Genomic DNA, 18,441 nt, shown 5'->3' with positions numbered 1-18,441 from the left:
TAAAGATCCCAGATCACAAGCATTTGCTTGAAATATAAAATATATTTCTTTACCAGACGCAGACAAAGCAGAAGGTATATCAAAAAAAAGCTATATTTCACTTTGCCCGTTGCGCGTTTGTCCTGGATAATGCGCCGCGTTCATGTCCTCCAAAATGGCGTAACGTCCTATGCTACATTTGTTTGCTGGTCTGGATTTACATACCGGGCTTTTACTTTTGCTTGCTCTGGCATTTGTCTTGTTCTACGAAGCTATCAATGGCTTCCACGACACGGCGAACGCAGTAGCTACGGTTATCTACACTCGTGCATTGCGATCGCAGGTTGCGGTAGTGATGGCGGCTGTCTTTAACTTCTTTGGTGTGCTTCTTGGTGGTCTAAGCGTAGCTTACGCCATCGTCCATATGCTACCGACAGATCTTCTGCTGAATATGAGTTCAGCCCACGGTCTGGCGATGGTATTTTCCATGCTGCTTGCTGCCATTATCTGGAACCTCGGAACCTGGTATTTCGGTCTGCCTGCATCCAGCTCACACACGCTGATCGGCGCAATTATCGGTATCGGGTTAACCAACGCCCTGATGACCGGCACTTCTGTTGTTGATGCGCTGAACATTCCAAAAGTTATTGGAATCTTCGGATCACTTATCATTTCCCCTATTGTGGGTCTGGTCGTTGCGGGTGGATTGATTTTCATCCTGCGTCGTTACTGGAGCGGTACTAAAAAACGCGCCCGTATTCACCTGACGCCTGCAGAACGTGAAAAGAAAGACGGCAAGAAAAAGCCGCCATTCTGGACTCGTATCGCCCTGATCATCTCTGCTATCGGCGTGGCCTTCTCTCATGGCGCAAACGATGGTCAGAAAGGCATTGGCCTTGTCATGCTGGTGTTGATTGGCGTGGCACCGGCAGGCTTTGTGGTTAACATGAATGCTTCCGGCTACGAAATCACCCGTACTCGCGATGCTATCAACAACGTCGAAGTTTACTTCCAGCAGCATCCTGCGCTGTTGAAGAAAGCCACTGGCGTTGACCAGCTGATTCCTTCTCCTGAACTTGGTGCAGCGACTGCGCCTGGCGAGTTCCATTGCCATCCGGCAAATGCGATCAACGCGCTGGAACGCGTTAAAGGAATGCTGGGCGATATCGAAAGCTACGACAAATTATCTGTCGATCAACGTGGTCAGCTGCGTCGCATTATGCTCTGCATCTCTGATGTGACCGATAAGGTCGCGAAGCAGCCAGAAGTGAACGCTGACGATAAGCGTCTGCTGAAGAAACTGAAAAGCGATATGCTCAATACCATTGAGTACGCGCCAATCTGGATAATCATGGCGGTCGCGCTGGCACTGGGTATCGGTACGATGATTGGCTGGCGTCGTGTGGCGACCACCATCGGTGAGAAGATTGGTAAAAAAGGCATGACGTATGCGCAGGGTATGTCCGCGCAGATGACAGCAGCCGTTTCTATCGGCCTGGCGAGTTATACCGGTATGCCGGTCTCGACGACGCACGTTCTGTCTTCGTCCGTAGCAGGTACGATGATTGTCGACGGTGGCGGTTTGCAGCGCAAAACCGTGACCAACATTCTGATGGCCTGGGTATTTACGCTCCCGGCATCGATTCTGCTGTCAGGCGGTCTGTACTGGATCTCTCTGAAGCTGATTTGATATCAGAATGAATAAAAAGCGGGTCAGGAAACTGACCCGCTTTTTTTTTGCTCAATGCCAGATCAGGAGCGCCACCATACTCACTACAACCAGACCGCACAGGGCGCTGGTTAAAATGAACTGGCAACGCAACCGGTCGCAACGACGGATAAACTCGTCGTCATGATGATCGCGATAGCGCTGGGCGTAGATATACCACACCAGACGCATCTGTTTGCTGGGCTGTCCATGCGACGTGAAGAAGCCTCCACCATCCACATACTGATAAAGCAACGGATCGCAACCACGAAGTACTACTAACAGCGCGCGTAACGAAGAGAAATAACGCGCCATATTCACTATGCAAACCACACATAACGCCCAAAACAATGCGATGGTGCTAATCATACTTCCTCCCCGGCGCAGGCCCATGAAGCAAGGCTTCTGGACAATCGCACCCCAATGCCATGACAGACAGATCAGTGAAAGAATGACGAAAGTCGACCGGGTTCACGTTTAATTATCCGAACGGCTCATTAAATAGTGTAGGAGATCCGTTAATTTTTTTGCCACAAGGTTAATCGTTATCAACACCAAAGCTTGAAAAAATTGTTTAACTGGGCCGTAATAAAGGCAGATAGACGACGGCTTAACTCATTAGTCATCGATAACTTAAGGAAGGAGTAACACTATGGCTTACAAACACATTCTCATCGCGGTAGACCTCTCCCCGGAGAGTAAAGTGCTGGTTGATAAAGCGGTATCCATGGCACGCCCCTACAACGCGAAAGTTTCTTTGATTCACGTTGATGTGAATTACTCCGATCTCTACACCGGTCTCATTGATGTGAATCTTGGCGACATGCAAAAGCGCATCTCCGAAGAGACTCACCATGCATTATCTGAGCTCTCTACCAACGCGGGCTACCCTATCACCGAAACCTTAAGCGGTAGCGGCGATCTGGGTCAGGTGCTGGTTGATGCAATTAAGAAATACGATATGGATCTGGTGGTGTGCGGTCATCATCAGGATTTCTGGAGCAAGCTGATGTCTTCAGCGCGCCAGCTGATCAACACCGTACATGTGGATATGTTGATTGTTCCGCTGCGTGACGAAGAAGACGAATAAGTCGAACTTTACCCCTCACCCTGGCCCTTGCACCTATGTGGAACAGGGTACAATTGAGCCCCTCGCCCCATGGGGTGAGGGGATCAGACCGCACTATTCCGCGGTACCCGAATAAATATCAAACCGGTGTCCCTTGGTCACCACGGCATTCGTCGTCGCAACATCTGCCAGCGGCGGCGCATAGTCCGGACGTTTCACCACCACGCGTTTTGTCGCCAGCAGTCGAGCAGGCTCCAGCAAACCATCGGCATCCAAATCCGGCCCCACCAGCGACTGAAACACGCGCATTTCCTTCTTCACCAGCGCGCTTTTCTGCTTATGCGGGAACATCGGATCGAGATAGACCACCTGCGGACGAGGGCTGATATCCGTTAGCGCCGTCAGGCTCGATGCGTGAATCAACTGCAAACGCTCCTGTAACCACGGGCCAATCTCAGCATCGGCATAACCGCGCGCCAGACCATCGTCGAGCAGCGCGGCGACCACCGGATTGCGTTCCAGCATCCGCACGCGACAGCCGACAGAGGCCAGCACAAACGCATCGCGCCCCAGCCCCGCCGTAGCGTCTACCACATCCGGCAAATAACTCCCCTTAACGCCGACCGCCTTTGCTACCGCTTCACCGCGACCGCCGCCAAACTTGCGCCGATGCGCCATCGCGCCATCCACGAAATCAACGAAGATGCCGCCGAGCTTGGGCTCATCACGCTTGCGCAGTTCGAGATGCTCAGGCGTCTTCACCAGCGCCATCAGGTTTTCTTGATCGTGTTCAAGCCCCCAGCGGGCCGCAAGAACAGATAAGGCGCCGTCTCCGGCGCCTGATTCATCGACTAAACAGATCTTCACGTAGCAGTTAGCCTTTGATTCCGTAATGTTCAAGCATCGCATCCAGCTGCGGTTCACGGCCACGGAAGCGTTTGAACAACTCCATTGGCTCTTCAGAACCGCCGCGCGTCAGGATGTTATCCAGGAACGACTGACCGGTTTCGCGGTTGAAAATACCTTCTTCTTCAAAGCGAGAGTAGGCATCTGCCGCCAGCACATCGGCCCACAGATAGCTGTAGTAACCCGCCGCGTAGCCACCAGCAAAGATATGGCTGAACGCGTGTGGGAAACGGCCCCACGTTGGGCCTGGGATCAGCGCAACCTGCTTCTTAATCTCGGCCAGGGTTTCGAGGATTTTCGCCCCTTGCTCCGGGCTGAACTCTGCATGCAGACGGAAATCAAACAGGCCAAACTCCAGCTGGCGCAGGATAAACATAGCCGCCTGGTAGTTTTTCGCGGCCAGCATTTTATCCAGCAACGCTTTCGGCAACGGCTCGCCGGTCTCATAGTGACCTGAAATAAAGGCCAGCGCGTCCGGCTCCCAGCACCAGTTTTCCATAAACTGGCTCGGCAGCTCGACGGCATCCCACGGCACACCGCTGATACCCGAAACACCCGCCGCTTCGATACGGGTCAGCATATGGTGCAAACCGTGGCCGAATTCGTGGAACAGGGTGATCACTTCATCGTGCGTGAACAGCGCAGGCTTACCGCTAACCGGACGGTTAAAGTTACAGGTCAGGTACGCGACTGGCTTTTGCAGCGAGCCGTCGGCTTTACGCATCTGGCCGACACAGTCGTCCATCCACGCTCCGCCGCGTTTGTTTTCACGCGCATACAAGTCCAGATAGAAACTGCCGCGCAGCTCGTTTTTATCGTCATACAGCTCGAAGAAGCGCACTTCTGGATGCCAGACGTCCACATCGGTACGTTCTTTGGCAGTAATGCCGTAAATGCGTTTCACCACTTCGAACAGGCCGTTAACGGCTTTGTTTTCCGGGAAGTACGGGCGCAGCTGTTCATCGCTGATGCTGTACAGATGCTGCTTCTGCTTTTCGCTGTAGTAGGCAATATCCCACGGTTGCAGGTCTTCAACGCCGCATTCGGCTTTGGCAAATTCGCGCAGTTGAGCCAGCTCTTTCTCGCCCTGAGGACGCGCACGTTTTGCCAGATCGGTTAAGAATTCGAGAACCTGCTGTGGGTTTTCCGCCATTTTGGTGGCGAGCGATTTGTCGGCATAGTTGTCGAAGCCCAGCAGTTGCGCCAGCTCGTGGCGCAGAGCAAGGATTTCCGCCATCACCGGGCTGTTATCCCATTTGCCCGCGTTCGGCCCCTGGTCGGAGGCGCGGGTGCTGTATGCGCGATAAAGTTCTTCACGCAGCGCCTGGTTGTCGCAATAGGTCATCACCGGCAGATAGCTTGGGATATCAAGCGTTAACAGGAAACCTTCCTGTTCTTTGGCTTCGGCCTGGGCTTTGGCGGCGGCCAGCGCGCTTTCCGGCATGCCCACCAGCTCGGCTTCATCGGTGATCAGTTTTGACCACCCCATAGTGGCATCAAGCACGTTGTTGCTGTACTGGTTGCCCAGCTCAGACAGACGCGCGGCAATTTCACCGTAGCGAGTCTGTTTGTCTTTTGGCAAACCAATACCGGACAGTTCAAAATCACGCAGCGCATTATCGACGGCTTTCTTCTGGGCGATATCCAGCGTCGCATAATGCTCGCCATCACGCAGATCGCGATAGGCGTTATACAGTCCTTCATGCTGTCCAACCCAGGTGCTGTACTCGGACAGCAGCGGCAGAGTTTGCTCGTAGGCTTCGCGCAGCTCCGGGCTGTTTTTCACCGAATTCAGATGACTAACCGGCGAAAACAGGCGACCCAATACGTCATCCACTTCAGCCAGTGTCTGGCACAAATTTTCCCAGGTATACGGCGCGCCGTGTGCGACCACGCTTTCTACCGCCGTGCGGCAATCATCCAGCGCTTTGGTAACGGCTGGGACCACATGCTCTGGCTGGATTTTAGAAAACGGCGGCAACGAGAAAGGGGTCAGTAATGGATTGGTCATAAGCGCTGTCCTGTGAAAGAAGATGAATGAAGCGCGCATCCGGCGCTGTGCATATTGTTTGTAGAATGGGGTTAAGTGTAGTGAATTTCAATGCCAGACGTTGCGCTTTCGCGGCGAGAGTGACTTTTCTGTATACTGTGGCGATACGCTTGATTTTTACCTACTGGAACACCTTTACCCATGCTCAGTTATCGCCACAGCTACCACGCGGGCAACCATGCCGACGTCCTGAAACACACCGTTCAGAGCCTGATTATCGAGTCTCTGAAAGAGAAAGATAAGCCATTTCTGTATCTGGACACCCACGCTGGCGCTGGCCGCTACCAGTTAAGCAGCCAGCACGCAGAGCGTACCGGTGAATATCTGGAAGGTATCGCCCGTATCTGGCAGCACGACGACCTGCCCGCCGAGCTTGAACCGTACATCAGCGTGGTAAACCATTTCAACCGTAGCGGCCAGTTGCGCTACTACCCTGGCTCTCCGCTGATTGCGCGTCAGCTGCTGCGTGAGCAGGACAGCCTGCAAATGACCGAGCTGCACCCGAGCGACTTCCCGCTGTTGCGCTCTGAGTTCCAGAAAGACAACCGCGCTCGCGTCGAAAAAGCCGACGGCTATCGCCAGCTAAAATCTAAGCTGCCACCCGCTTCTCGTCGCGGCCTGGTCCTGATTGATCCGCCTTACGAAATCAAAACCGACTATCAGGCCGTGGTCACCGGCATTAACGAAGGCTACAAACGCTTTGCAACCGGGACGTATGCCCTGTGGTATCCGGTGGTGATGCGTGCGCAAATCAAGCGCATGATCAAAGAGCTGGAAGCGACCGGCATTCGCAAAATTATGCAGATTGAACTGGCCGTTCGCCCGGACAGCGATCAGCGCGGCATGACCGCTTCCGGCATGATTGTGATTAACCCGCCGTGGAAGCTCGAAGCGCAAATGAACAACGTGCTGCCGTGGCTGCACAAAGTGCTGGTCCCAACGGGAAATGGCCATGCGACCGTCAGTTGGATTGTGCCTGAGTAATCGCAGTCATCGGTGGAACCTATTGATTTCAGGTATACAATCGCGGCAATCAGACATTAAGGATAAGACCCATGAGCAAGCATTATGACTACATCGCCATCGGCGGCGGCAGCGGCGGCATCGCCTCTATTAACCGTGCAGCCATGTACGGCCAGAAGTGTGCGCTAATTGAAGCCAAAGAGCTGGGCGGCACCTGCGTTAACGTCGGTTGTGTACCGAAAAAAGTCATGTGGCACGCGGCACAAATCCGCGAAGCTATCCATATGTACGGCCCGGACTATGGTTTTGATACCACTATCAACCACTTTGACTGGGACAAGCTGATTGCCAGCCGCACCGCTTACATTGACCGTATTCATACTTCTTACGATAACGTACTGGGTAAAAATAACGTCGATGTCATCAAAGGCTTTGCCCGCTTCGTGGATGCGAAAACGATCGAAGTGAACGGTGAGACGATCACAGCCGATCACATTCTGATCGCCACCGGTGGTCGTCCCGCCCGCCCGAGCATCCCTGGCGCGGAATACGGTATCGACTCCGACGGTTTCTTTGAGCTGCCTGCCCTGCCAAAACGCGTTGCGGTTATTGGCGCAGGTTATATCGCCGTGGAACTGGCGGGCGTCATTAATGGACTGGGTGCAGAAACGCATCTGTTCGTACGTAAACACGCGCCGCTGCGTAGCTTTGATCCGCTGATTGTCGAAACGCTGGTTGAAGTGATGAATACCGAAGGCCCGACCCTGCACACTCAGGCCGTACCGAAAGCGATTGAGAAAAACGCCGACGGCAGCCTGACGCTGACGCTGGAAGACGGTCGCAGTCAGACTGTGGATAGCCTGATCTGGGCTATCGGTCGTGAACCGGCGAACGATAACTTTAACCTGGCGGTCACGGGCGTTAAAACCAATGACAAAGGCTATATCGTTGTCGATAAGTTCCAGAATACCAGCGTACCAGGCATTTACGCGGTGGGCGATAACACCGGCGCGGTTGAGCTGACGCCAGTTGCTGTGGCCGCAGGCCGTCGCCTGTCCGAGCGCCTGTTTAACAACAAGCCGGACGAGCATCTGGATTACAGCAATATCCCGACCGTGGTCTTCAGCCACCCGCCAATCGGCACCGTCGGCTTAACCGAACCGCAGGCGCGCGAGCAGTATGGCGACGACCAGGTGAAAGTGTACAAATCGTCCTTTACGGCGATGTACACCGCCGTCACCTCTCACCGTCAGCCGTGCCGCATGAAGCTGGTTTGCGTAGGACCGGAAGAGAAGATTGTCGGTATTCACGGCATTGGCTTTGGCATGGATGAGATCCTGCAAGGCTTTGCGGTGGCACTGAAAATGGGCGCAACCAAGAAAGACTTCGACAATACCGTGGCGATTCACCCAACCGCGGCAGAAGAATTTGTGACCATGCGTTAATGTCGATGCCCCTCTCTTGAGGGGCATTTTCTGTTAACATTCATAAATCGTTGCAAAACGAATGCTCTGAATTCACGTTCAAATAAAAACCTCTTACACTTCTCTTTAATACAGCAAAATCAAACAGATACACCATTTTTGGCGTCATAATGCCCAACAATAAAACGTGATCGACCGCACACTTCGCAACCCACACACCGAAGCGAGTGTCTACGCTTATGTGATACCCGGAATAACTGACTTTGTGAAATCACAACCGGAGGTCCTGACCACCATGTTCAACCAGAAACTACATGCAGCTGATATCGTTGAATTCGAAATTGCAGAAGAGCTGCGCTACGAAACCGATCCCTGCGAGTTAAAACTGGATGAGATGATCGAGGCGGAGCCGGAACCCGAAATGATTGAGGGGCTACCCGCATCCGATGCGTTGACCCCTGCCGATCGCTATCTTGAACTGTTCGAACACGTTCAGTCGTCGCGCCTGTTTGCCGACAGCAAAACCTTTCCTGACTGTGCGCCTAAGATGGATCCGTTGGATATCCTTATTCGCTACCGTAAGGTTCGTCGTCATCGCGACTTCGACCTGGCCCGGTTTGTCGAGAACCACTTCTGGATGCCGGATAATCTCACCACCGAATATGTCTCCGACCCAAGCCAGACGCTCAAAGAGCACATCGATAACCTGTGGCCGGTGCTGACGCGGGAACCGCAGGATCACATCCCGTGGTCGTCTCTGCTGGCGCTGCCACAGGCCTACATCGTGCCCGGTGGGCGATTCAGTGAAACTTACTACTGGGATTCGTATTTCTCGATGCTGGGCCTGGCGGAAAGTGGCCGCAACGATTTACTCAAATGTATGGCGGATAACTTTGCGTGGCTGATCGAACGCTACGGCCACATCCCTAACGGCAACCGTACCTACTATCTGAGCCGCTCGCAGCCGCCAGTGTTTGCCCTGATGGTTGAACTGTTCGAGGAAGATGGCGTGCGCGGTGCGAAACGCTACCTGGATCATCTGAAGATGGAGTACGCCTTCTGGATGGACGGCGCGGAATCGCTGATGCTTAACCAGGCCTATCGCAGCGCCGTACGTATGCCGGACGGTTCGTTACTCAACCGTTACTGGGACGACCGAGATACGCCGCGTGACGAGTCCTGGATTGAGGATGTCGAAACCGCGCGGCATTCTGGGCGACCACCCAATGAGGTGTATCGCGACTTACGCGCGGGCGCGGCATCCGGCTGGGATTACTCGTCACGCTGGCTGCGCGATCCGGGCCGCCTGGCCAGCATTCGCACCACCCAGTTCATCCCCATCGATCTGAACGCGTTCCTGTTTAAGCTGGAAAGCGCAATTGCCAATATTTCTGCCTCAAAAGGCGAGAAAGAGACCGCAGACCTGTTCCGCCAGAAAGCGAACGATCGTCGTGCGGCGGTCAATCGTTATCTGTGGGATGACGAAAACGGCTGCTACCGCGATTACGACTGGCGACGCGAAGAGATGGCGCTGTTTTCTGCCGCCAGCATCGTACCGTTGTACGTTGGTATGGCCACGCACGAGCAGGCCGATCGGCTGGCCGACATCATTAAAGCGCGCCTGCTGACGCCGGGCGGAATTATGGCCACCGAATATGAAACCGGCGAGCAGTGGGATAAACCTAACGGCTGGGCACCGCTGCAATGGATGGCGATTCAGGGCTTTAAGCAGTATGGCAACGATTCGTTAGGCGATGAAATTGCGTGGAGCTGGCTGCAAACGGTGAATCATTTCTACAAAGCGCATCACAAGCTTATCGAGAAATACCATATTGCCAGCAGCACGCCGCGTGAAGGCGGCGGCGGCGAATATCCATTGCAGGATGGCTTCGGCTGGACGAACGGCGTGGTGCGCAGGTTGATTGGGCTGTACGGGGAGCCTTGAGTGTAGGTTCCCTCTCCCGCGGGGAGAGAGAAATATCAGCGAATCACATCATAAATGGCGGTCTGAATGGACTGCCATTTTTTGGTGCTGGCGTCCGGCTGCGCCAGCGTTCTGAGTTTCGCCTGGTCGACTTCATATTTCTGACGCTTAATCACCGCCGGTACCGTACAAAATGCCTGCAAATACTGTTTACGCATCGACGTTAGTGATTCCCCAGTCGACATGGCATGACTCAGCGTTGTGATAAAACGCCGACAGGGTTTTTGCTCCACCATTTGCAGGCGGTAGCGCATTAACACCTCAAGCACGTCGTCGTAACCGGCGGCCATCGCCTGTTCCGTCCAGGCCAGTTTCCAGTCCATCCCACCCTGGAGGAACAGCAACGTCACGCGCGTGTCGTTACGGTCAATGGCCGAGCGCAAGTTGTTCTCATCCCAGGTCACGCCCATGCGCGTGAGCGTTTCTCGCGAGGAAGGCGTTTCACGCATCTCTTTCGGCGCGGCCTGAGCCTCTGTATTGACGACAGAAACTGGCGGAGTCGTGCTGGTGACTAACCAGAACCCGCCTACCACGATCGCAATAACCATCACCCCAACCGCTCCCCAGAGCGCACCCGAGATCAACCGATCGCGCTGTTCAGGCGTACGGGGCGCGCGTTGAGTTGGCTTTTCGATGCTGTCGCGGATTTCAAAAAGATCGCCGCCGGTCAGTCGATCCATTTTTTGCGCATTTTCCCAGAAGTTGTGCAGTTCACTCGCGTCAACGGCCATCAGTCCTGTTGGGTTGATACGCGTCCGCCCTTCTTCAAATGCCCGCTGGATGGGGCCTGCGATTTGGGCGTAATAGTTATCCAGCAACAAAAGCTGAGCGGAACTGAGCGGCTGCTGTACGGTGAGCGCGTTGCGAATTTGACGGATATCATCGAGGAAGGTTTGCAACGTTTTGCGCGGTTCAACAAACAACGTCAGGGCGTTGCGATCGTTAAACAGCGGCGAGTAATAGCGGCTGAACTCTTTTTTATCCACCACCATCAACGCCAGTTCGCTGAACATCATCCCGCTGAGTACGTCGTTACGGTCGGCCATTTTTAACCAGCGCCGGACACGGTCAGCGTTAAACAAGGTTTTTAGATGATTGTTGAGCCGCACCGGGTCGGGCCATGCCTGCATGATCAGCGACTTAAGCATCAGCTCCAGCGCGCGCACCTGTTTGTGTGCTTGCTGCTGCTGAGCCTCGCCGCCCACTTTCAGTTCGGTGCTGTAGCCCAGCAGTGGCTGCTGCGAGCGCAGATGTTCAAGCGCAGTGACAAAGCGCATCGCGGCGATAAGCTGGTTCTGCGTCACATCCTGACCGTTCTCATACTGTGGAACGCGCTGCTGTAAAAGCCGAAGCTGTAGCGTGAAATCCGTCATTTCTGCATCGTTGAGGTTCAGGCGTTTTGCTACGACCGTCCAGCCACCCAGTGCCAGGCGGGCCGTATCGAGCTGTTCCAGAAACCAACGCGGGTCTTTTCCTTCCGAGACGTGAACATCAAGAAGGAGCAGGATCTCTATTGAGGCCTGACGAATAATGGCGAGGCAGTGTTCAAACTGCTCGCGGACGTGATGTGATGGACTTAAAGTCATCATTTTCCTTAATGTACAACGAAGCAGACTAAGTTGGCCGTATGGTCATTTTTCTTTTTATTTATACGCGGTTAAACATAACTGAGATTATGGATAAATAAAGTGACAACTCTATAATCATTGAAAATTGTTATAGGAGAACCGGATGCCTGTACTGACGACTTCTCGATTAACGTGCTCGCCCTTGCAGGAGCATGACTGGCCCTTTTATCTGTCGCTACAACAGCATCCCGATGTGATGCGCTACGTGGGCGATAAACGCCCTGTTGCAGACATCAGGGCAGCATTCGAACCGCGCCTACAGCCCTGGATGCCCGGCAGCGCACACTGGCTGTGTCTGGTGGTGCGTGATGCGCAAAGCCAAACGCCGCTCGGTATGACGGGATACATTCATCGAGAAGATGATTGTGCAGAAGTGGGTTTCCTGTTCGCTCCTGAAGCTCAGGGAAAAGGTTATGGGTACGAGTCGTTACGTGCGGTGTGTGATTTTGCCTTTGAACAGGGCAGAATTCGCCGTCTGATGGCTACCGTGACGGCGGGTAATCTGGCCTCCCGTGGCTTGCTGGAAAAGACCGGTTTTGTCCTCGAAGGTGAGCTACGAGAAAACTTTGCGCTCTCCGGGCAATGGTACAACGACTGGATCTTTGGCCTGCTTAAGCACGAATATCACGTCGATCAACTGCCATTTGGCTGATTCTTTCTCGTCTTTGTTTCCTCTACAGTGTCGCCTGACATGAGGAAACGAAGATGACATACCAATTACTGCAAATTTCCCTCGCAGGAATTAACCTGATAAAAAAATATCAGGGACTTTCACTGGAAAAATATCGCGATGAAAGCGGATTATGGGTAATTGGATATGGACATATTGTCTCTCCAGCCGATTGCTTTGGCGATATCATTACGCCATCTCAGGCCGAAATATTGTTAAGTTCGGATATCGATATATGCGAACAGTTCCTGCATGAAAATATCGGGATAACGCTTGGGCAATTTCAGTACGATGCGTTGATTTCGCTGATATTCAGTTGCGGTAAAACGCAAGTGATGCAAACGGGAATACTTAATGATATTGCGCAGGGAAATTACGCGAAAGCCACTGAGATATGGCGGCATGAGCAGATGCTTAACGGGAAATATATTCCCAGCCTGGCGGCACTTCGTCAGGCTGAGTGTGAGTTGTTTACGATAAACGACTGCCCGCAATCGGCGTTAAGCCACGCGGGTGTATAGCATGGCAGCCTGAGTACGATTTTTAACATCCAGCAGACGAAAAAGCGTTTCGAGATGCGCTTTGACTGTGCCCGCACTGATGTTAAGCGCTCGGCTGATTTCCTTGTTAGATTCCCCTTCGGCCAGCAGCTTTAGCACTTCTCGCTGGCGCTCGCTCAATGAGGCCAATTCATATTGTGGCTGTAAGGCCGATTTTAGCCACTCTCCAGGACAACACATCATCCCGGATGCCACCATCCGCAGAACCGAGGCATACATATCCGCCGAGGAGTGGCGCGGAACGATCGCCATGACGTTGCGCTGCACCAGCTGTTCAACCCAGTCGGCCTCTTTTTTCGCCAGCACCATCACCACTCGCAGCGCCGGAAAACGCGAATTGAGTTCGTCCAGCAACCACAGGCAATATTCACGATGCAGACTGCCGTCGATCATAACAATAGCGGCAGGTGAAGCCGTTAATAATGGCCACAACTCATCAGCCTGACTCGTTCCGTCGATATTTATTTCAGGAATAATCCCGCGCAGACTGCTTATCGCTCCATGAATAAATATTGACTGCCTGTCAAACATGATGACTCGCATGAATGTGCATCCTTCTAATATGTAATCATAACGAAGGCATTCTACAGAGATGCGTTTTAGCGGAAAGCGTATTACCCATAAGGGTTACAAATCTGCTTCAACAAAGAACAATTATAAATTTTTGAAATAATTTAATTAAGGATCATCTCAATGCAAAATGCGGGGGATCCCTCCCCTTTATTCAGCTATTACAGGAACATGCCGCCAGAAACTTCGATACGCTGGGCGTTCATCCAACCTAGCTCATCGCTCAGCAACGCTGCAATGGCATCGCCAATGTCATCTGGCAGGCCAACGCGTCCAAGCGCGGTTTGCGAGGCAATCATCTGATTAATATGTTCATTATCACGTACGCGCCCGCCGCCAAAATCAGTTTCAATCGCCCCAGGCGCAATGATATTAGCCGTTATTCCTCGCGCGCCCAGCTCTTTGGCCTGGTAGCGAGTGAGCACTTCCATCGCCCCTTTCATCGCCGCATAGGTACTGGAGCCCGGCTGTGCGAAACGAGCAAGCCCGCTGGAGACATTAAGGATGCGCCCGCCGTTTTTAAGCATCGGCAGCAGTCGCTGGGTCAGGAAGAACGGCCCTTTGAAATGGATGTTCATGGCATCATCAAACTGTTCGACGGTGGTTTCCGCATAAGGAGCGTATAAACCGGTACCCGCATTGTTCAATAAATAATCGAAGGAGTCGCGCTGCCACACATGCTTAAGCTGCGACCGCACTTCGGCGGCAAATTTTTCGAAACTGGCGATTTCGCCGACGTTCAGCGGTAAAGCCACGGCTTTTACGCCCTTTTCTTCAATTTCATGCACAACATGACGTGCTTCTTTCTGGCTGCTGTTATAGGTCAGAATAATTCCTGTTCCCTTCGCTGCCAGCTTCAATGCCGCATTCTTACCCAGGCCACGGCTCCCGCCAGTCACTAATGCAATACGTTCACTCATGATAAACCTCGTTTCGCTTGTTACGGTGATTGAGAAAGAGCTTATTAGGTGATAGAAAATCAATAAAGACGCTGAAAAACGCTTCACTGTTTCAATGACAACAATAATGAGCGCAGCCTATGGATAAAATTCACGCAATGCAGCTCTTCATCCGCGTAGCGGAACTGGAGAGTTTTTCTCGCGCCGCCGACACGCTGGGCCTTCCTAAAGGTAGCGTATCGCGTCAAATCCAGGCGCTGGAGAACCTGCTGGGAACACAGCTTTTGCACCGCACCACGCGCCGCGTAAGCCTTACGCAGGACGGCATGGTCTATTACGAGCGGGCAAAAGATCTGCTCGCCAACCTCGATGAACTGGACGGACTTTTCCAGCATGATCCCACCAGCATTAGCGGTCGATTACGCGTCGATATGCCCGTTGGGGTTGCGCGAAATTTAGTCATCCCGAAACTACCCACTTTTCTCCAGCAGTATCCTGGCATTGAGCTAGAACTGAGCAGTAGCGATCGCCTGGTCGACGTCATTCGTGAAGGATTTGACTGCGTGGTACGCGTCGGCACGTTGAAAGATTCTGGGCTGATTGCCCGACCGCTTGGCAAACTCTCAATAATCAACTGTGCCAGCCCCGATTATCTGGCGCGTTTTGGCTATCCCGAGAATCTGGATGATTTGGCCTCGCATGCGGTGATTCATTACGCGGTGAATCTCGGTGTCCGCCCGCAGGGTTTTGAGTTTTATCAGGGTGATTCAACGCGATGGATAAAAACCGGAGGCGTATTAACCGTCAACAGCACTGAAACCTACCACGCAGCCTGTCTTGCCGGTCTGGGGATTATACAGGTACCGCGAATCGGCGTGCGCGAAGCGTTACGCAGCAAAAAACTCCTGGAAATTCTGCCGCAATATCGCGCCGAACCGATGCCGGTTTCGCTGATTTATCCTCACCGCCGTAACCTCTCCCGTCGCGTTCATCTGTTCATGGAATGGCTTACCGGGATAATGAAAGCTTACGTTGACTAGCCGCAGGCTATACTTCCCATTACATCCAGCTAAACGAAAAGGAAAATGCGTGTGACGCCGGAAAACAACCAGCAACGACCGACCCAGGAACTGGAATACGATCCCATCAAAAAGATGGAAACAAAGCCTGACGAAGATAAATCCCACAGCAAAGCGAACAAGGCGCTGGAAACGGTCACCGATACCGCACAAAAGATTCAGCGTCGCCCGATGATTGCGCACTTGATACGCGCTACCGAGCGCTTCAACGACCGTATGGGGAACCAGTTTGGTGCCGCTATTACCTATTTCTCGTTTTTATCGATGATTCCCATTTTGATGGTGTCGTTTGCCGCGGCGGGCTTTGTTCTCGCCTCGCACCCTACGCTGCTACAGGACATCTTCAATAAAATTCTGACCAACGTCAGCGATCCGACGCTCGCCGCCACGCTGAAAAGCACCATTAGCACTGCCGTGCAGCAGCGTACCACCGTGGGAATAGTGGGGCTGTTGATTGCGCTGTATTCGGGTATTAACTGGATGGGCAATCTGCGTGAAGCGATTCGCGCCCAGTCGCGTGACGTGTGGGAACGTACGCCGCAGGATCAGGAGAAAATCTGGATTAAGTATCTGCGCGACTTTGTTTCGCTGATAGGGCTGCTATTCGCGCTGATTGTGACCTTATCGATAACCTCAGTGGCAGGTTCGGCGCAGCAAATGATTATTTCTGCGCTGTACCTCGACTCTATCGAGTGGCTCAAACCGGCCTGGCGGTTGATTGGTCTGGCGATTTCTATTTTTGCCAACTATCTGCTTTTCTTCTGGATATTTTGGCGACTGCCGCGCCACCGTCCACGTAAAAAAGCGCTGATTCGCGGTACATTCATCGCCGCTATTGGCTTTGAAGTGATCAAGATTGTGATGACCTATACCCTCCCGGCGCTGGTGAAATCACCTTCGGGTGCGGCGTTTGGTTCGGTGCTGGGTCTGATGGCATTCTTCTACTTCTTTGCCCGCCTGACGCTGTTCTGCGCCGCATGGATCGCCACCGCCGAGTATAAAGATGACCCGCGAATGCCGGGTAAAACACATAAGTAAATCGCCCTTCGGGCTGTACAGAAAAGTAATCTTTCAGCCCGAATCATCATTTCAGCATATAAATCCAGCCCGTAACTTTTATTTAACCTAAAACTAGTTTTATCATCTGATATATAAATTCTGTGAAGCATTTCATAGAAGGATTTTCGTCAGTCTGAACATTATCCCCTTTTTGCCTATATTATCGCCGCTACGTCGCTTTGTTACAGATTGAAATGTCGCTTTTGCTATGCGTAATATGGCCGTTCGTTCGCCAAAAAATAAGAAAATTTTATGCAAGCCACATCCACAACCATTGATTCAGAGCAGGAAAGTACGCCGGTTAACTCGCGTAATAAAGTTGTCGTTGCCTCACTGATTGGCACCGCAATCGAATTTTTCGATTTCTATATTTACGCCACTGCCGCGGTCATCGTCTTTCCACATATCTTCTTCCCGCAGGGCGACCCGACGGCCGCAACGCTACAATCACTGGCAACGTTCGCTATCGCATTTATCGCCCGTCCAATTGGTTCAGCAGTCTTTGGCCACTTTGGCGATCGCGTCGGTCGCAAGGTGACTCTCGTGGCATCGCTGCTGACGATGGGGATCTCCACCGTTGCGATTGGCCTGCTGCCAACCTACGAAACCATTGGCATTCTGGCTCCGGTGCTGCTGGCGCTGGCACGTTTTGGTCAGGGTTTGGGTCTTGGCGGGGAATGGGGTGGCGCGGCGCTGCTCGCCACCGAGAACGCACCACCGCGCAAGCGTGCGCTGTATGGTTCATTCCCACAGTTAGGTGCGCCAATTGGCTTTTTCTTCGCGAACGGCACTTTCCTGCTGCTCTCGTGGCTGCTGACCGACGAACAGTTTATGAGCTGGGGCTGGCGTATTCCGTTTATCTTCTCTGCTGTGCTGGTCCTGATTGGCCTCTATGTCCGCGTTTCGCTGCATGAGACACCGGTTTTTGCCAAAGTTGCCGCCGCAAAAAAACAGGTCAAAATCCCGCTGGGAACGCTACTGACCAAACACGTTCGCGTGACCGTACTCGGTACGTTCATCATGCTGGCAACCTACACGCTGTTTTACATTATGACGGTCTATTCCATGACCTACAGTACCGCAGCAGCCCCGGTAGGCTTGGGTCTGCCGCGTAACGAAGTGCTATGGATGCTGATGATGGCGGTGATCGGCTTTGGCGTAATGGTGCCGATTGCGGGTCTGCTGGCAGATAAATATGGCCGTCGTTCGAGCATGATCGTGATTACTTCATTGATCATCCTGTTCGCGCTGTTCGTGTTCCCGCCGCTGTTAAGCTCGGGGAGCCCGGCGTTAGTGATGGCGTATCTGCTGATTGGCCTGAGTCTGATGGGGCTGACGTTTGGCCCGATGGGCGCACTGTTACCTGAGCTGTTCCCAACCGAAGTGCGCTACACCGGAGCATCGTTCTCGTATAACGTCTCTTCTATTCTGGGCGCGTCCGTAGCGCCGTATATCGCCACATGGTTGCAATCGAACTATGGCCTGTTCTACGTCGGTGTCTATCTGGCATCGATGGCGGCTCTGACGCTGATTGCGCTGCTGCTGACGCATGAGACTCGGGATCAGTCATTGTGATTTGGTGATGATTTGCACAAATGGCTCCCTCTCTATTTTTAGGGAGAGGGATGGTGTGAGGGGGAATATGCAGCTCTGCTGGCTATTCCGTTCACTTCCAGACCAGTGCTTCTCTATGATTTCGGAACCGGTGAACGTGCCATGGCGGCTCAATCGCCGCCGCCCTGGCGACCCGGGCTCCCGGCAAGAAAATCGTCGCTACGCGATACCTTCGTCTTATTCCCTACAGCTTCGGGTCGGGCGCGATCCTGCATCCATGCAGGTCGCACCCTCTCCGCGCTTCCATGCGCGTCGCCCCGGCCTTCGGTCAACAACTCA

The 18,441-nt window shown here is 53.1% G+C and carries 16 protein-coding genes; 10 read left to right on the top strand and 6 right to left on the bottom strand.

Annotation, left to right across the window (positions count from 1 at the left end; translation table 11 throughout):
- The first annotated feature begins 169 nt into the window (after window positions 1-169).
- Complete coding sequence (gene pitA, locus AC6EMZ_RS16255) at window positions 170-1,669, top strand: inorganic phosphate transporter PitA (RefSeq protein ID WP_498403672.1); 1,500 nt, start codon at window positions 170-172, stop codon at window positions 1,667-1,669.
- A 51-nt stretch (window positions 1,670-1,720) separates the two neighbouring features.
- Here the strand turns inward: pitA and uspB are convergent, their stop codons facing one another.
- Window positions 1,721-2,056 (bottom strand): universal stress protein UspB, encoded by a 336-nt coding sequence (gene uspB, locus AC6EMZ_RS16250; RefSeq protein ID WP_498403670.1) that lies wholly within the window; start codon window positions 2,054-2,056, stop codon window positions 1,721-1,723.
- Window positions 2,057-2,339: 283 nt separating this feature from the next.
- Here uspB and uspA point away from each other — a divergent pair, with 283 nt between their 5' ends.
- Window positions 2,340-2,777, top strand: a complete 438-nt coding sequence (gene uspA / locus AC6EMZ_RS16245) for a universal stress protein UspA (protein WP_003861223.1) — start codon at window positions 2,340-2,342, stop codon at window positions 2,775-2,777.
- Between the two features lie 93 nt (window positions 2,778-2,870).
- Here the strand turns inward: uspA and rsmJ are convergent, their stop codons facing one another.
- Together rsmJ and prlC are read right to left on the bottom strand one after the other, a co-directional pair.
- Window positions 2,871-3,623 carry a 16S rRNA (guanine(1516)-N(2))-methyltransferase RsmJ gene (rsmJ, locus tag AC6EMZ_RS16240; protein WP_498403667.1) on the bottom strand — a complete coding sequence of 251 codons (753 nt, stop codon included), beginning with the start codon at window positions 3,621-3,623 and terminating at the stop codon, window positions 2,871-2,873.
- A 7-nt stretch (window positions 3,624-3,630) separates the two neighbouring features.
- The gene (gene prlC, locus AC6EMZ_RS16235; protein WP_498403664.1) at window positions 3,631-5,673 is read right to left on the bottom strand and encodes an oligopeptidase A; all 2,043 of its coding nucleotides are present in this window, start codon (window positions 5,671-5,673) and stop codon (window positions 3,631-3,633) included.
- Between the two features lie 180 nt (window positions 5,674-5,853).
- On the opposite strand from prlC, the gene AC6EMZ_RS16230 reads away from it, so the two are divergent.
- From AC6EMZ_RS16230 to AC6EMZ_RS16220, 3 genes are all read left to right on the top strand, one after another.
- Entirely contained in the window at window positions 5,854-6,696 is an 843-nt protein-coding gene (locus AC6EMZ_RS16230; RefSeq protein ID WP_498403663.1) for a 23S rRNA (adenine(2030)-N(6))-methyltransferase RlmJ, read from the top strand.
- A gap of 71 nt (window positions 6,697-6,767) precedes the next feature.
- Window positions 6,768-8,120 (top strand): glutathione-disulfide reductase, encoded by a 1,353-nt coding sequence (gene gorA, locus AC6EMZ_RS16225; RefSeq protein WP_498403661.1) that lies wholly within the window; start codon window positions 6,768-6,770, stop codon window positions 8,118-8,120.
- Window positions 8,121-8,394: 274 nt separating this feature from the next.
- Window positions 8,395-10,044, top strand: a complete 1,650-nt coding sequence (locus AC6EMZ_RS16220) for an alpha,alpha-trehalase (RefSeq protein WP_498403971.1) — start codon at window positions 8,395-8,397, stop codon at window positions 10,042-10,044.
- Between the two features lie 35 nt (window positions 10,045-10,079).
- On the opposite strand, the gene AC6EMZ_RS16215 is transcribed toward AC6EMZ_RS16220, so the two are convergent.
- Window positions 10,080-11,669: an STY4199 family HEPN domain-containing protein gene (locus AC6EMZ_RS16215; protein WP_498403969.1), complete on the bottom strand. Its 1,590-nt coding sequence runs from the start codon at window positions 11,667-11,669 to the stop codon at window positions 10,080-10,082.
- 145 nt (window positions 11,670-11,814) lie between these two features.
- On the opposite strand from AC6EMZ_RS16215, the gene AC6EMZ_RS16210 reads away from it, so the two are divergent.
- Together AC6EMZ_RS16210 and AC6EMZ_RS16205 are read left to right on the top strand one after the other, a co-directional pair.
- Complete coding sequence (locus tag AC6EMZ_RS16210; protein ID WP_498403659.1) at window positions 11,815-12,363, top strand: GNAT family N-acetyltransferase; 549 nt, start codon at window positions 11,815-11,817, stop codon at window positions 12,361-12,363.
- Window positions 12,364-12,416: 53 nt separating this feature from the next.
- Entirely contained in the window at window positions 12,417-12,902 is a 486-nt protein-coding gene (locus tag AC6EMZ_RS16205; RefSeq protein ID WP_498403657.1) for a lysozyme, read from the top strand.
- On the opposite strand, the gene AC6EMZ_RS16200 is transcribed toward AC6EMZ_RS16205, so the two are convergent.
- Both AC6EMZ_RS16200 and AC6EMZ_RS16195 read right to left on the bottom strand, forming a co-directional pair.
- Window positions 12,882-13,484: a response regulator transcription factor gene (locus AC6EMZ_RS16200; RefSeq protein WP_498403655.1), complete on the bottom strand. Its 603-nt coding sequence runs from the start codon at window positions 13,482-13,484 to the stop codon at window positions 12,882-12,884. The genes AC6EMZ_RS16205 and AC6EMZ_RS16200 overlap by 21 nt on opposite strands.
- Before the next feature lie 188 nt (window positions 13,485-13,672).
- Window positions 13,673-14,431 carry an SDR family NAD(P)-dependent oxidoreductase gene (locus tag AC6EMZ_RS16195; protein WP_498403653.1) on the bottom strand — a complete coding sequence of 253 codons (759 nt, stop codon included), beginning with the start codon at window positions 14,429-14,431 and terminating at the stop codon, window positions 13,673-13,675.
- A 119-nt stretch (window positions 14,432-14,550) separates the two neighbouring features.
- On the opposite strand from AC6EMZ_RS16195, the gene AC6EMZ_RS16190 reads away from it, so the two are divergent.
- From AC6EMZ_RS16190 to AC6EMZ_RS16180, 3 genes are all read left to right on the top strand, one after another.
- Window positions 14,551-15,450, top strand: coding sequence for a LysR family transcriptional regulator (locus AC6EMZ_RS16190; RefSeq protein ID WP_498403651.1), 900 nt, complete (start codon window positions 14,551-14,553; stop codon window positions 15,448-15,450).
- Window positions 15,451-15,501: 51 nt separating this feature from the next.
- A complete protein-coding gene (gene yhjD, locus AC6EMZ_RS16185) occupies window positions 15,502-16,527 on the top strand; it encodes an inner membrane protein YhjD (protein ID WP_498403650.1) in 1,026 nt (341 codons plus the stop codon).
- A 273-nt stretch (window positions 16,528-16,800) separates the two neighbouring features.
- Window positions 16,801-18,123: an MFS transporter gene (locus AC6EMZ_RS16180; protein WP_498403648.1), complete on the top strand. Its 1,323-nt coding sequence runs from the start codon at window positions 16,801-16,803 to the stop codon at window positions 18,121-18,123.
- Window positions 18,124-18,441: the final 318 nt, after the last annotated feature.

The organism is Enterobacter sp. SCRI0065, assembly GCF_059766475.1.
This window is presented reverse-complemented; position numbering and strand designations above follow the sequence as displayed.